This window comes from Haloplanus ruber (assembly GCF_024494725.1).
Lineage (GTDB): Archaea > Halobacteriota > Halobacteria > Halobacteriales > Haloferacaceae > Haloplanus > Haloplanus ruber.
Genome location: NZ_JANHDK010000004.1, coordinates 158,286 through 171,852, shown reverse-complemented (window position 1 = coordinate 171,852; position 13,567 = coordinate 158,286). Strand labels below are relative to the sequence as shown.

Below are 13,567 nucleotides of genomic sequence, written 5' to 3'. Positions count from 1 at the left end.
TGTTCTTACTCGATCAGCTGACTCCGAACGTGTTCCAGATCTTCGCGTGTGTTGACGTTCGTCTTCGAGCGTGAGAGTGGAACAGAGTCTGGGATGGAACGGGACGAAATGGTGTAGACACCGTCCAGTTCGGAGAGCAGTGCCTGAAGGCCGGCGGCACGGGGTATCGACTCCGTCACCTCCAAGACGCTCTCACGGCGATATAGCGTGTGTAACGGCTCAAGCGTTCCATCCGACTGTTCGATTGCGACGGCGTCGACCCGTTCGTCACCGACGTCCGCTCGGTGTGCCAATCGCTGGAGCATCCACCTGATCGCAGCTCTCGCGAGAAGTGGCATATCGCAGCCACAGCAGAACAGCCACGGCGTCTCGGTTTCCACGGCCGCCCCGACGATTCCTGATAGTGGCCCTTCGAACCTAGATGAATCGAACGTGAATTCGACCTCGATCGTATCGACGATCGCAGCGTACCGAGCTCGCTGATCGGGTGTTCGAACGACGACAACCGGCGGGGGCTCGGTCGCTCGCCGTAGGGTATCCAGAACTCGCACCAAGCAGCTCTTGGAGTCGATTCTGGAGAGGGCTTTGTCCTCCTCGGTCGATCCGTAGCGGGTGCTTGTTCCCCCCGCAAGCACCACGCCTCGCGAGATCGCGGTCTTGTCTGTCATCGTAGGATACCTCTCTAGATACCGATTCGTCGGCTGCGTACGATCACTCTATACTTTCGACGATATTGTTAGTTGTGTCGGCAAGACGAATAGAGTGGGTGAGGCGATGTGTGGGTTACCGGAGCGTACCCGTCGTCCGTCATCTCGACGGCGGGAGTCGCCGACGCTGTCCCTATCAAACGCCGCGGTCCTCGGACGACACTGTACGAGAACATCAGCGTAATCGGGGAGTTCGCTCCGGAACTTGATGCCTATGCCGCCGAGGATATCGGCATCTTCGAAAATCAGGGCATCACTGAAACAGCGCACATACATTTATATTTCATACAGTTGTAAGTCGAGCCATGCAGGCGTTCGTGATGGAGAGGGTCGGCGAGACCGGGATGGTTGAGAAAGAGAAGCCCGAGGCGGGCCCGCTAGACGCGATCCTGAAACCGACGAAAGGACTGGTCTGCACGTCGGATTGCCACACGGTACACGGCGCGCTCGGTGAGCGCGACGACCTGACGCTCGGCCACGAAGTCGTCGGCATCGTCGAGGAAGTCGGGTCGGCGGTGACGAGGTTCGAACCCGGTGACCGTGTTGCCGTCGGTGCGATCACACCCGACTGGAACTCGGAGGCCGCACAGGACGACCATCCCTCACAGTCGAACGGTGCGCTCGGTGGCTGGAAGTTCGCCAACGTCAAAGACGGCGTCTTCCAGGAGTACGTTCACGTCAACGACGCGGACGGCAACATGGCACACGTCCCTGACGGCGTGAGCGACCACGAGGCGGCCTACACCGCGGACATGCTGAGTACGGGATTCGCCGCGGCGGAAAACGCGGACATCCCGATGGGGGGAACCGTTGCCGTCTTCGCGCAGGGCCCGGTCGGACTGATGGCCACGAAAGGGGCGCGACTGCAGGGCGCTGGCGAGGTCATCGCCGTCGAAACCGTCGAGAAGCGTCAAGAACTCGCCCGCGAGTACGGCGCGGACCACGTCGTAGACTTCGCCGAAGGTGACCCCGTCGAAGAGATCATGTCGCTCACCGACGGCCGAGGCGTCGACGCCGCAATCGAGGCACTCGGCACCGACCAGACGCTCAAAGACTGCATCAAGGTCACGAAACCCGGTGGGACCGTCTCGAACGTGGGCTACCACGGTGACGGTGAGTTCCGGCACATTCCCCGAGAGGAGTGGGGTGTCGGCATGGCAGAAATCGACATCGTCACCGACCTCTGTCCCGGTGGAGGCCTGCGAATCCGCCGGATGCTTCGGATGCTGGAGAACGACCTCGTTGACCCGACGAAGATGACGACTCACGAGTTCGACTTCGAGGAAATCGAGACGGCGTTCGACCTGATGGACGAAAAAGCGGACGACATCATCAAGCCGCTCGTCCACTTCGAGTAGTCGTCCTCCCGACCGGCCGTTCGTGACCTCCCACGATGTGAGGCATACGATGGAAAACTCTCCGTGAGGGTGCGTTCCAACCCTCTCAGACTCCGGACAACCCGTCGGGCTTCGGTCCCGTGCTCCAAACTGGCGGTGCCGGCGAGCGACGCCTTTGTTGGCGAGTACTCACTCCGACGGACCGGGTCACGAGCGATCACTCAACCCGTAGCAAACGACGGATAGGATCGGTCTTTTGCCACCATGGCACAACTCATACGCTAAATCGACGCAAGCCGTACGTCTCGGCGTCGACGCCGTCGAGGGTATCGCCACGGTACGCAACCTGCCCGCCGTCGAGGATGGTGCACGCGTCACCGACCGTCGAGGCGAACCCCGGATAGTGCGTGGAGACCACGAACGTGATACCCTCGTCGGTCAGCCCGCGAATCAGGTCGACGAGCGCGGGCTGCGTCGCGTACGCGCTCGTCGACGACATTGAGGCCGCCGTCATAGGAAACGTAGCCTGCGTCTTCCAGTCGGTTGACAGCCTCTCTCACTGTCTCGTAGGGCGTGTGGAGGTGTTGGGCAACACGGCGGATGGAGTCACCACCCTCGATGGCGAGAATGGTCTGAGCCGCCGTGTCGTCGAGCACCTCATACATCTGGTGGTTACCAATAATCCGATAGTAGTTGAAAGTCTTACTGGAGAACGGTATAGTGGCTCTGACTAAGTTCCACCACTCAGGATCTCTTATTGAATGACTGGACTATGTAGATAGCATAAGTAACCTGCACAACCTGAGTAATGTAGATTATGTAGATTATGTAAATTGCGTGTTCCGAGAATTAGCTCTTGATGTGGATGGCGGTGATCGGGATGAATACGTCTGGAGTGCAGAAAATACACATTATGCAGATTATGTAGGGCTGGCAGTGATTATGACGAATGAGGATTGTATTGGCAATCTACAAAATGTGGATTGTGTAGGTAGTGTACACAATCTGTCTGACGTAGAATTAAGTTGGACGAGCTTCATTGGCCGCGTATGTACAGAGCAAAACTTACATTATTCACAAAACTCACACAACCAATAATACTTGCCCAATGTACATTACATACAAAATGTACAAAATTCGCCTCTTGCGGAGGGTACTGACCTATGAGTGCTGACGAATTTGAGGGACTCCCTGGGGCAGCTGTCTCGTTGCTAAAGGGTGGTGTAGGAAAATCCACGATCGCACTCAACATCGCTGATCGACTCGCTGCTCGTGACCATGAGACAGTCCTACTGGACCTGGATAAGGACGGGCACATGACGACCCAGCTTGGGTACGACGATGCGTACGACCGAGATGCGAACCTCGGTGACGCCCTCATCGATGGTGAGGACCCCGAAGACCTGCTTATTGAGACGGACTTCGGCGTTCATCTCCTCCCGTCGAGCAACGAACTCGAGAACGTCGAGACGAGGCTGAAAGACGAACGGTTCGCAGACGTGAAGCTTCGGCGGAACGTCGTTGATCCGCTCATCCAAAACGGATATGACTACGTGATTATTGATGCCGCAGGTGGCCGTGGGAAACTCTCCGATAATGCCCTCATCGCCGTCCAGCGCGTCATAGTTCCGCTGATTCCGCGTGCTGGCTCAATCAATGGGCTCAATAAGATGATTGAGCGCCAGATCTCCCCAATCCGGCAGAATATTGGATTAGATATCCTCGCAGTTACCCCGAATATGATTCGCGAAACGATGGGGCAACACAACGAGCATCGGACTCTCGTTGAAAATCTCAACCGAGAGTTCGGTTCGTTCGTCCCTGAGTACGCTCGCGTCGACCCGGAGATATTCGATGCCCTCGATGATCCGGGACGCACCATTGATAGTATCCCGAAGCCAGGGATTCGCGAACGGACCGCAATTTCTCGCGCCTTCAAGCAAGGAATGCCCATCTCGGAGTTCGACGAAGATTGTGACCAGATCCCGCATTTCGACCACTTAGCGGACCTCGTGGAGGAACACAGCCATGCCTAATGAGGACGACCGTTTCGGGGACGTCGCTGAACAGCTCAAACAAACGGAAGAAGGAGTCGAATCGAACAACGACGAACGTGGTGACTCTCAAGGTGAACCACAACCGGATGAGGAGATCACTACTGAGGACACAGGGTCGGAGACCGAGTCCACTCCTGAGCAGAATGAGGAGGATGTGGACGAATCCACCGGTGGCCCGGCCTTCTCATTTGACGAGACCGATATGCACGGCTTCTATGTCCGGGAAGAAACGTGGAATGGCGTCACCCGGATGCGATCATCGGTAACTGCTGCGTGCTCTATGTTTGATGTTCCCGAATTTGAGGGAAGAGAGTTTCAGGACGCGTGTCTCCGGATAATTGCGGACCACGGTGATGAGGTCGCCCTTCAGATCCTCCGAGAGCGTGGTATCGAAGCTGATGAGGACCGTATACAGGAAGTTGTGGATATGCTGAGCGAGCAAGCTACGAACGACTAACATTTGATTTGGCCTATTTTCTCCACCATTCAGATTTCGGGCATATTGTACATTATGTAGATTGTGTAATAAGCTATCTGCTTGCTGTCTCGCGATTTTCTTGGAACAGGACCCGAACGGCCGGTCGCGCAATAGTTGAGACCGGTCGTCTCAATGCATATGGTTCTCGAAGTGCTTCGTGGTCGATAGGACTCGTTCTTCTTCGGCGTTTACGTAGCTTTCACTCCTAACGCTCTTTACAGCGGATGACGTACCTCCTTTCAACGATGTCCATCGACCGAGACACATTCGAGAACACGAGCAAGGAAGAACTCGCGGATCTTTCGGTCCCTGATCAGGTCCTCGGGTTTCTCGCCGCCAACGAGGATCGGGCGTTCAAGGCGCGCGAAATTGCCTCTCAGATCGGCGTTGACGAGGGGGCGGTGAGCACTGCACTCTCACGATTGAAGGACCGCGGTCTGGTCGAACACAAGGCGACGTACTGGGCGATAACCGACGACGTCGAGCGCCTCGAAGGATACAGCGGCTACGAACGGGCGACCGCCCTGTTCAACGACCAACTCGGTACAGAGGATAAGCAGGCGTGGCGCGAGCACGCACCGCAGAAGCCCCACCCAAGCGTCGAGGATGAACAGTGACCGACGAAGGGGAACCGATCTTTGAGCGTGGCGATGTCGTCTACGGCCATGACCCGTTCAAAGGCGAAGAAGACGCTCGCCCCTAGCTTATCCTCTCGAACCACGAAGGCCGTCCCTTCCACGGCGAGCAGTATATCGCGGTAACACTAACGTCGAAGTCTTGGATGGACGGGCTCATCGACATTCCCGAGGAGAGTTGGCTTCGTGGCGGTACGCCAGACGAGAGCCGGATCGTTCCATGGAGTGTGCAATCGATAGGCCACGAGGATATCAATTTTTGGCAGGGCCGTCTGGCAGATGGTATCGTCGATAACGCGACTACTGCTCTCGTCAAAGAATTACGGTAGCTACTTTCGAGTACTCACGTCTCTACGCGTTACACCTTCTTCTGAACGAAGTCTCAACTTCCAGGTCGCGCAGTAGTTGAGACTGACCTTCTCAATGCATATGGAACTAGCTTCCTTCGATGGCCCCAGCTAGAGTGTCTGCTCAACAAACTGCGACACAATACGGTCCTCGGCAGTCCGAAGCCGATACGCTCTGTCGCGTTCAAGGCGCCGGCACTAGTGACGTGTGACACCGAGAGAGATACACTATCACGAGGATGTGATTCCATCATATCGTACACATCCCCGATCGGAGAGTCACCAGTACTGAGCGGAGAATGGAACGACGAGAGGTTGGTGAGGTTACCCCCCGTAGCCCTTACCCTCGATTGGGCCGCTAAACACGCCGTAGAGGAACTTGAAGTACCACAGTACCAGCAGCAGGACCGGAAACCCGAGGACGGTCACGAGGTTCAGCGCTAGTGGCGACACGACCGCTTCTCTAACCAACAGCCCGGTCGGCGGATAAATCGTCGGGTACAGCAGAATTGCGACCAAGATCGTCAACAGTGTGGGCAGCGCCAGCGCGCTCGCGAGCCAAGCTCGGTACCGGCCGCGTCTGGCCAGTACGCTCCCGCCCAGCCCGACGGCGATCGAGAGAACGACGACTGCAGCGACGGGCAGCGAGAGCACCCCGTCGGCAGCGCCGCCCGCATCGGTCAGCACGACGGTTCCCAGCAGCACGACCACACCGCCAAGGTACGCCAGTGTCGCACCGATGCCGTACGCTCGCAGTTCCGATGCCAGACCGGGCTCGGTCTTGGCTGCGAGGAACGCCGCCCCCGTGGCTATCGAGACGGCGACCAGGCCGACGCCAGTCAACGCCACTGGTAGCGTCGCCCCGCCGAACAGCCAGCGCCCCGCGAGCATCCCCAACAGGAGCGGCGCGAACACACTCCCGCCGATGAACGCGTAATCGGTGTAGCGCTTCCAGCGCTCGTCGTCGCGCTGCTCGCGGAGTTCCGGACCGAGGCCGCGGAACACCAACGCGACGACGAACCCGAGCGCGAGCAGATAGTTGTCCGCCAGCAGGCGCGAGTACACGCGCGGGAACGCCGCTAGCAGCATCGTCCCGAAGGCGACGACCCACACCTCGTTCGCGTCCCAGACCGGTCCGAACGCCGCCAGGAACGTCTCCCGCTCGTGTTCGTCCGACCGCGTTGCGTACAGCATTCCGATACCGAAGTCGAACCCGTCGAGGACGACGTACATCCCCAGTGCGAACAGCACCGCGCCAAGCCAGATTTCCGGCAGGGACTCGACGAGGTACGCGTCGACGGGAATCAGCGGGTCAGTCATCGCCAGTCACCCACGGGAGCGGCCCGCGCCAGCGCCCGGCACTCGACTCGCGGACGCCGAGTGACCGGAGTTCCTCCCGGACCAGCCACTTCAGGATGTACAGCGCAGTCAGCACCAGCCCGACGTAGAGCACGACGAACCCGACCAGGGTCAGTGTCGCCTCGGCCCCGGTGAGCGTCGATGACACCGCCTCGCTCGTCTTGAGCTCGCCCTGGATGACCCACGGCTGCCGACCGATCTCGGTGACGTACCAGCCGGTGAGCAACGCAGCGTAGCCGAACGGCGATGCAGCGATCATCGCCTTCAGGTAGCGTGTGCTGTCAGCCAACCGGCCTCGGTACATGAGGAACCCGCCCCAGAGCGCGAGCCCGATGAACAGGAACCCGAGCCCGATCATGAAACGGAACGACCAGAACACGAGCGCCACGGGCGGGTTCTCCTCGTACTCGTTCAGTCCGGTGACCTCGGCGTCGAAGTCCCCGCCACTGGCGAGGAACGACCCGACTGCGGGAAGGCTCACGGTGAACAGGTTCTCGGCTCGCGGGTCGGTAAGTGCCTCAGGTGACTTTGGAAACGCGAGCAGGTGTAGGTCGGCCTGCCCCGTCTCGTAGTGGGCCTCCATCGCGGCAAACTTCTGTGGCTGGGTATCCTCGACGTGACGGCCGTACGCGTCGCCATGAATCGCCTGGAACGGGGCAGAGACGAGCAGAAGCACCACCGCTAGCTTGAGCGCGGAGTTCCAGGCGTCCGTGTCAGGCTTCTTCCAGACGATGTACGCCGAGACGCCCGCAACGAGCAGTGCGACCGATATCACCGACGCGTTCATCATGTGAACGTACATCCAGGGCATTCGCGGAGTGAGGAACGCGGCGACGGGGTCTGTGAGTTTGGCGACCTCCATCCCGTTACGGGTGACCATCTCGTAGCCCCGAGGTGTCTGCATCCACGCGTTCACGATCAAAATCCAGAACCCCGACAGCCAGGCGCCGACGCCGACAAGGACCGAGGAGAGGACGTACGTTCGGTCCGTGACGCGCTCGCGACCGTACAGCAACACGCCGAGGAAGACGGCCTCCAAGAAGAACGCCATCTTCGCCTCGAAGGCCAGTGGCCCGCCGATCAGTTCCCCTGCCACCTCGGCGAACTGCGGGAAGTTTGTACCGAACTGGAAGCTCATCGGAATCCCGGTGACTGTACCCATCACGAAGCCGACGGCGAAAACCTTCACCCAGAACGAGCGCAATCGCGCATACCGCTCTTCGTTCGTCCGCACGTTTTTCCAGGTGAAGTATATAATAAACGGTGCGAGCCCGATCGAAAGGGATGCGAAGATGATGTGAACGGAGATCGTCCATCCGAACTGCATACGACTCGCGACTTCCGGAGAGAGGAACGCCACCCATACTGGGTCGACGGCACTCAGTAGTGTGATTGGACTCATTCACCTTGCGCTACGGCACAATAGCTTATGAGTAGCCCAACAGTTCCTACTTTGGAGCATTCACCACAACAGTATTGTGTTATTAGAACCATACTATTTGTACACCTCAATCGCCGTATCAGTATACGATAACTGACAGATAGAGTTGACCGATCCCAGCGATGATCATCACAACGCCGGCGAGCCGCTTGAGCCATCCAGCATGAGCCATTACGCGATTTGCGTTACTGATGATACCGACTCCGGTTGCGACGGTTGTTGCAGCCATTAGTACAGCAACAACACCGGCATAGACTCCTAATACGAGCATCGCTGCTTCGGTCGAGAGGGTGATAGCCCGGGCTACAACTGCGAGGAAGACTGGGGCGACGCATCCGGCACCAGCTAATGCGTATCCCGCGCCAAAAAGACCGAAGCCGAGAACGCTTGATCGGCGCTTTGGAAGTGATAACGACAGTGACGGAGCGCGGTCGAATGCGACAAGTAATCCGAAGATGATGAGCAATCCGCCGACCAGTGTCTCAAAAATAGTAATATCTGATAGTGCCTCGTGGCCGACCCACGTCGTGGCCCCACCCAGCAACGCAAACGTCGCAAGTACGCCCAATGCGGCTGCCACTCCTCGAATCCCCGCCCCTGTGATAGAGGCGCTTTCGGTGTTCGTAGAGTTCACGTAGAAGCCAACGTAGCCCGGCAGCAGGGGGTAGGCACACGGTGAAAAGAACGTTGCTACACCCGCTGTGAGCGCGAACGAGACGTTTGTCAGAAGCGTCTCGCTGATCATGCGTTGAGGGCGATCTCGATTCCTGTGACAATCTCGTCGGCGGTGTGAATGCCGGACTCAGACCACTGGATTCGGCCAGTTGGATCGAGCGCCACAGCAGTTGGATAGGCTCCCACATTTAGCTTCGCCGCAAGTTCAGCAGTTACATCGGCAGCGACCAACCAATCACCGTCGTTTTCACTCCACCACTCAACGACCGTTTCCTCGCTGACCGACCCACCAACGTCTTCAGTTGTTACTGAGACGAATAGTACCTCATCTCCAATCCGGTCCTCAGCCTCACCGAGTGCTGGCATCTGTTCCACACAGGGCGCACACCAAGTTCCGAAGAAGTCGACGAATGTGGCTTGATTATCTGGGGGGATCGTTACCTCACCATCGCGGCTTCCTGGCGCTTCGATCGTGTCGAGTGTCGTCGGCTCGACTGGCTCCGGTGTCTCGTTCCTGTTGCTGAAGGTGTCAGGAATTGTCCCGGTCGCGACGAGCCCAGCGCCACCAATTGCCCCGACACTAGCGAGTCCAGCAAGGAGGTTCCGACGCTTCATGCCGTGACCACCTGCTCGAAATCGTTTTCGACGGTCTCGACATCGACCGACGCACCGTTCGGGTACGCCCGTTCGACGATGCCACGCTCGTTCACGAGGAGGATCAGCCCGTAGTGTGGGAACTGATACTCCAGATTCTCGAGATCCTCAGCAGGTCGCTTCTCGATGACCAGCCCGAACTGTTCTTCTAGCAGTTCCTGTCCCGCTTCGTAGCTCTCCGGCCGAAGGAAGTGCCAGTTGCCGGCGTCGAGATTAACCCCCTGCTGGCGGGCGTACTCGCGGAGGACATCGGCCGTGTCGCGCTCAGGGTCAAAGGTGTGTGCGAGAAAGGCGGCGGCGTCGCCGTACCCACCCTCGGTAGCGACTTCCTGTGCCCGCCGCAGTCGGAGAATGAGAGCGGGACAGACACCGTCCGGACAATTCGTGTAGAACGATGTCCAGAGGATGGTTCGCTCCCCTTCAAAATCAGTCGTTGAAATATCTTCACCCGTAATCGGGTCGGGGACGGTGAACTCGGGCATCTCGTCGCCGTAGCTCGGATGGGCGGCTTCACTTAGATCCTGTTCAGGCGGGCCAAGGACTGTTCCCTCAGCGCCAGATTCAGTAAGTACGCCGAGGCAACCAGCGACGCTTGCGGTTGTCCCGGCTGCGGCGATCGACTGTAAATACCTTCGTCGATCCATATCCGGGGCTTACCATCATCCGAACAAGTATCGTCTGGCGTTTTGCACCGCCAGCAAAGAAGGTGGGTCTGTGTTTATCGTTCGCAGGACGACGAAGAGGGCCACAGTTGGATGGCAACGCCAACAATCCCAACGGCTATGGCTGAGACAAGGATTCGAATTATGCCGCCACCGAAAGCCGCTGTAGCCCCTCCAGCAACGGTGGCTCCGGCTGCACCTGTCGCTGCTGGTGCCGCAAAGAGACAGCAGAGACTTACGGCACCGCCAAGCCCGATTAATGGCCATCTGTTCTTCGAGTCCGCGTCTTCAGCTTCGCCTGTTGCAGTATCTGTCATTCTGTATGTTTGCTAGTGAGTTTGACTCCCCTGTTCTTCTATGCTACAGGCGTCACATGAACTCTGTGAACGGCTGTAAAGAAGTCCTGCAAAGAATACGATACTTCCCATACCTAAGAGGGGTCGTAACGGGTCGAAATACGTCATTAGTGCGGAGCTGCTAAACAAGGCGAGCAGAAACGCATTACAGATTGGACAGCCGAACGCCAGAAAGCCCACCACTGTTCCTGCAGTAGCTGTCTTGTCGTCATTGCGCTGGTTGTCGGTTCGTTGGAAGGTGTATACTCCCAAGAAGGCCGCAGTAGTGGTGAGAAAGAGATAATCCAGCGGCGTTCGTGGTACCTGCCGAATGTAGAGAGGATTCGAAATCAAGCCCGTGACAATCCCAAAGAGCACGAAACCACCGGTACTGATGATCGTTGCTTTTAGATAGCGTCTTGATCGCGATCGCATCTCTCTTTCGTTTCGATCTCCGGCAAATAAAGCAGGCCGTCTGTTTGCTCGTTCGTAGAAAAGCTGATTCGATTTCGTGGGAGTTCCGTTTTGTTGTTCATAGCAATGATACGTTTAGTGTGGCCAAATCGTCGCTTCTTTGCAGATGAACGCGTAATATAACCATATGACGACAGGGGAAAACAGCCAGTCTGCGGCCCTCTTGGAGCTTTTCGCGGACGACTACTCTCGGGAGATCTTGCTAGCTGCTGATGAATCCCCCAGAACGGCGAAAGAGCTCAGTCGGCGATGTGATGCGTCGTTGGCGACAATCTACCGACGTATCTCCACCCTACAGGAACACGACCTCATCAGAGTCCATTCGACGATCGGTTCCGGTGGCGAACACAAACAATTATTTGAAACGACAATTGAAACGCTTCAAGTTGCCATTTCCGACGGTGAGCTCGAACTGTCAGTCGAGACTCGGGACGAGCTCGCCGACAACTTCACCACGCTCTGGAACAATTTTCGCGAGAATATATGATTAGCATCCCGATCATCGCCATAAAGCTGATCGCGCTCTCGCTGAGTCTCTCTGTTGCGTATCTTGCGTTCTATGCGTATCGACGGAGCGAAAGCAATCCCATGTTCCATGTTTCGGTTGGATTCGTCTTTATCGGGATCGGCGCAGTTTGTGAAGGACTCATTCTCAACACGTTCAACACGTCGCTATTTTCAGCCGCGCTCGTTCAAGCGGCACTCGTCTCTATTGGAATGTTGCTGATTTTACGATCTGTTATGCTTGATCCGGAACAACAGAACATCTAGCAGAATGCTACAGTGTTGAGACTCTTATATGAGACTGGGATCTATATCGAGCAGTCAGACGAGTACTCCTCAGTGCATAGAAACCCGCTAGACCCATCTTATTGATTCGTTGGTGATTGACTGAATCAGCTAATATTGGGATAATCAATGGCAAAATTAGCCGATATGTGCGACATCTCTGGATTCTAAAAACCCTATAATATCGCTCGTCTACCGAGGAAATGGTGAGAATTGCAGTTATCGACTCGTCACACCTGTATGAGTACGTTGCCGAGGGGGACACTGAATTACACGTCCAGCTACTGTTAGCTATCAGTAGACTCCCCCATCTCATGAGTACACGTAAATCCAGAGTTAATCCTCGACAGTTCATTGAGCACCTGCTTCAATTCCGGTATCGAGAAGTCACGATGATGTTTGCGACGCTTGCAGTTCTCACGAGCTCGATCGTCTTCTTCCCTGGCTGGGAGAACGCTACGAAAGGTGTCCAGTCGAATGTCTCGACCGAATTATTCCTCCTATTTGCTGTCGTCGCTATTGTCGCTGGCGTCGTGAAGGGAATGATAGGCTTCGGGTACGCACTCATTACGACGCCCATTTTTGCGTCTGTCATCGACCCGACGCTTGCAGTTGTCGTTCTCGCAATCCCGCCCTGGATGATCAATATGTTCCAGATTGGCGAGACCAAGACCGGAATCTCGTTTATTCGCCAGGAATGGATACTCATCTTGCTGGCAATTGTCGGGTCAATCACTGGCGTCTACTTCCTTGCACAGTACACCGCTGGACCGATTGTGCCGTTCCTCATTGGCGTGATTATCTTCGCATACGTCGTGTTCCAAGTCGTTCAGAATTTTGTGACAATCGAAGAAGCACACCACCCAATCGCACTCAGCACCGCTGGATTCCTCGAGGGATTCCTGCTCGCAGCATCCAACCTCGGTCCACTACTTCCGGCGTATTTCCATACGTTCGAGCGTGATACCGAGCGCTATATCGGCGGGCTCTCTATGGTTCTGGGTATCATCTTCACGGTCCGCATTCTTCAGATGGCGCTTTTTACTGATCTCATGACCACGTACCGGCTCTGGCTCGGATCTGTTATTGCAGTTATTACGATTGTGGGGCTCCTCCTCGGGACGTATCTGCGCCGGCTCGAGGTCGACGAGCAGAAATTCAACTGGTTCGTCATTACTCTGCTGTTGGTCATCTCGCTCAACATCTTTCGGAATACGATTCCGAAGCTTTTCTAGCGCGTTAGGGTTTGATATATGCGTATCCCTTATTCTGGAGGCGGGTTAACTCGCCGACGCCGGACGACACGAGTTCGACGCCTTCGATGAGATCGTTTTCTGAGATATCGGTTCCTTCGATCGTATTGCTGCATTGCTTGACTCTCACGCCACGGTCGATTAGGTCCCTGATTTGCTCGCGCTGCTGTGACGTAGCTTTCAGGAGTTCTAGCCCGCCGCTATTTGCGACAAGTGCGACGGCTTCGACGTCGATGGTTTCGTCATCCAATAGATTCGCGATGTTCCCGACGACACGAGCGTGAAGTTCTTGAGCGTCGTTCGAGTGGTGAAAGACGGCTTTCATCCCGGTAGTATCGTGAAGCTATCCTCAAAACACTGTTTT

Annotated in this window: 15 protein-coding genes and 3 pseudogenes; 9 read left to right on the top strand and 9 right to left on the bottom strand. The window is 56.6% G+C overall.

The window, feature by feature from the left end; all coding sequences use genetic code 11:
- Positions 1 to 5 precede the first annotated feature (5 nt).
- Complete coding sequence (mobA, locus tag NO878_RS13805) at positions 6 to 668, bottom strand: molybdenum cofactor guanylyltransferase (RefSeq protein WP_256406555.1); 663 nt, start codon at positions 666 to 668, stop codon at positions 6 to 8.
- Positions 669 to 839: 171 nt separating this feature from the next.
- On the opposite strand from mobA, the pseudogene NO878_RS13800 reads away from it, so the two are divergent.
- Together NO878_RS13800 and NO878_RS13795 are read left to right on the top strand one after the other, a co-directional pair.
- Positions 840 to 968, top strand: a pseudogene (locus NO878_RS13800) (Mur ligase); the annotation flags it as partial.
- Positions 969 to 1,012: 44 nt separating this feature from the next.
- Complete coding sequence (locus NO878_RS13795; RefSeq protein ID WP_256406554.1) at positions 1,013 to 2,065, top strand: NAD(P)-dependent alcohol dehydrogenase; 1,053 nt, start codon at positions 1,013 to 1,015, stop codon at positions 2,063 to 2,065.
- 253 nt (positions 2,066 to 2,318) lie between these two features.
- Here NO878_RS13795 and NO878_RS13790 read toward each other — a convergent pair whose 3' ends face one another.
- A complete protein-coding gene (locus tag NO878_RS13790; RefSeq protein ID WP_256406553.1) occupies positions 2,319 to 2,558 on the bottom strand; it encodes a P-loop NTPase family protein in 240 nt (79 codons plus the stop codon).
- A pseudogene (locus tag NO878_RS17190) lies at positions 2,509 to 2,709 on the bottom strand (RNA polymerase subunit sigma-70); the annotation flags it as partial. The pseudogene NO878_RS17190 and the gene NO878_RS13790, both read right to left, overlap by 50 nt.
- Positions 2,710 to 3,207: 498 nt before the next feature.
- On the opposite strand from NO878_RS17190, the gene NO878_RS13785 reads away from it, so the two are divergent.
- The 4 genes and pseudogenes from NO878_RS13785 (at position 3,208) to NO878_RS13770 (ending at position 5,543) form a co-directional block, all read left to right on the top strand.
- Entirely contained in the window at positions 3,208 to 4,080 is an 873-nt protein-coding gene (locus NO878_RS13785) for a ParA family protein (RefSeq protein ID WP_256406552.1), read from the top strand.
- Positions 4,073 to 4,558 (top strand): DUF7970 domain-containing protein, encoded by a 486-nt coding sequence (locus NO878_RS13780; protein WP_256406551.1) that lies wholly within the window; start codon positions 4,073 to 4,075, stop codon positions 4,556 to 4,558. Before NO878_RS13785 ends, NO878_RS13780 begins: the two co-directional genes overlap by 8 nt.
- Before the next feature lie 266 nt (positions 4,559 to 4,824).
- Positions 4,825 to 5,196: a MarR family transcriptional regulator gene (locus NO878_RS13775; protein ID WP_256406550.1), complete on the top strand. Its 372-nt coding sequence runs from the start codon at positions 4,825 to 4,827 to the stop codon at positions 5,194 to 5,196.
- Positions 5,193 to 5,543: pseudogene (locus NO878_RS13770) on the top strand (type II toxin-antitoxin system PemK/MazF family toxin). Before NO878_RS13775 ends, NO878_RS13770 begins: the two are co-directional and overlap by 4 nt.
- 342 nt (positions 5,544 to 5,885) lie before the next feature.
- Here the strand turns inward: NO878_RS13770 and NO878_RS13765 are convergent.
- The 5 genes from NO878_RS13765 to NO878_RS13745 all read right to left on the bottom strand — a co-directional run bounded on the left by NO878_RS13765 (position 5,886) and on the right by NO878_RS13745 (position 10,334).
- On the bottom strand, positions 5,886 to 6,881 hold the full coding sequence (locus NO878_RS13765) for a cytochrome d ubiquinol oxidase subunit II (protein WP_256406549.1): 996 nt from the start codon (positions 6,879 to 6,881) through the stop codon (positions 5,886 to 5,888).
- Entirely contained in the window at positions 6,874 to 8,322 is a 1,449-nt protein-coding gene (locus tag NO878_RS13760; protein ID WP_256406548.1) for a cytochrome ubiquinol oxidase subunit I, read from the bottom strand. The genes NO878_RS13765 and NO878_RS13760 overlap by 8 nt, the downstream gene beginning before the upstream one ends.
- Positions 8,323 to 8,440: 118 nt before the next feature.
- Complete coding sequence (locus NO878_RS13755) at positions 8,441 to 9,106, bottom strand: cytochrome c biogenesis CcdA family protein (RefSeq protein ID WP_256406547.1); 666 nt, start codon at positions 9,104 to 9,106, stop codon at positions 8,441 to 8,443.
- Positions 9,103 to 9,651, bottom strand: a complete 549-nt coding sequence (locus NO878_RS13750) for a TlpA family protein disulfide reductase (protein ID WP_256406546.1) — start codon at positions 9,649 to 9,651, stop codon at positions 9,103 to 9,105. The genes NO878_RS13755 and NO878_RS13750 overlap by 4 nt, the downstream gene beginning before the upstream one ends.
- On the bottom strand, positions 9,648 to 10,334 hold the full coding sequence (locus NO878_RS13745) for an SCO family protein (RefSeq protein ID WP_256406545.1): 687 nt from the start codon (positions 10,332 to 10,334) through the stop codon (positions 9,648 to 9,650). The genes NO878_RS13750 and NO878_RS13745 overlap by 4 nt, the downstream gene beginning before the upstream one ends.
- 954 nt (positions 10,335 to 11,288) lie before the next feature.
- On the opposite strand from NO878_RS13745, the gene NO878_RS13740 reads away from it, so the two are divergent.
- The 3 genes from NO878_RS13740 to NO878_RS13730 all read left to right on the top strand — a co-directional run bounded on the left by NO878_RS13740 (position 11,289) and on the right by NO878_RS13730 (position 13,185).
- The gene (locus NO878_RS13740; RefSeq protein WP_256406544.1) at positions 11,289 to 11,648 is read left to right on the top strand and encodes an ArsR/SmtB family transcription factor; all 360 of its coding nucleotides are present in this window, start codon (positions 11,289 to 11,291) and stop codon (positions 11,646 to 11,648) included.
- Positions 11,645 to 11,932 (top strand): DUF7521 family protein, encoded by a 288-nt coding sequence (locus NO878_RS13735; RefSeq protein ID WP_256406543.1) that lies wholly within the window; start codon positions 11,645 to 11,647, stop codon positions 11,930 to 11,932. Before NO878_RS13740 ends, NO878_RS13735 begins: the two co-directional genes overlap by 4 nt.
- 332 nt (positions 11,933 to 12,264) lie before the next feature.
- Positions 12,265 to 13,185: a sulfite exporter TauE/SafE family protein gene (locus NO878_RS13730; protein ID WP_379824272.1), complete on the top strand. Its 921-nt coding sequence runs from the start codon at positions 12,265 to 12,267 to the stop codon at positions 13,183 to 13,185.
- A gap of 4 nt (positions 13,186 to 13,189) precedes the next feature.
- On the opposite strand, the gene NO878_RS13725 is transcribed toward NO878_RS13730, so the two are convergent.
- Positions 13,190 to 13,528, bottom strand: coding sequence for a DsrE family protein (locus tag NO878_RS13725; RefSeq protein WP_256406541.1), 339 nt, complete (start codon positions 13,526 to 13,528; stop codon positions 13,190 to 13,192).
- Positions 13,529 to 13,567: the final 39 nt, after the last annotated feature.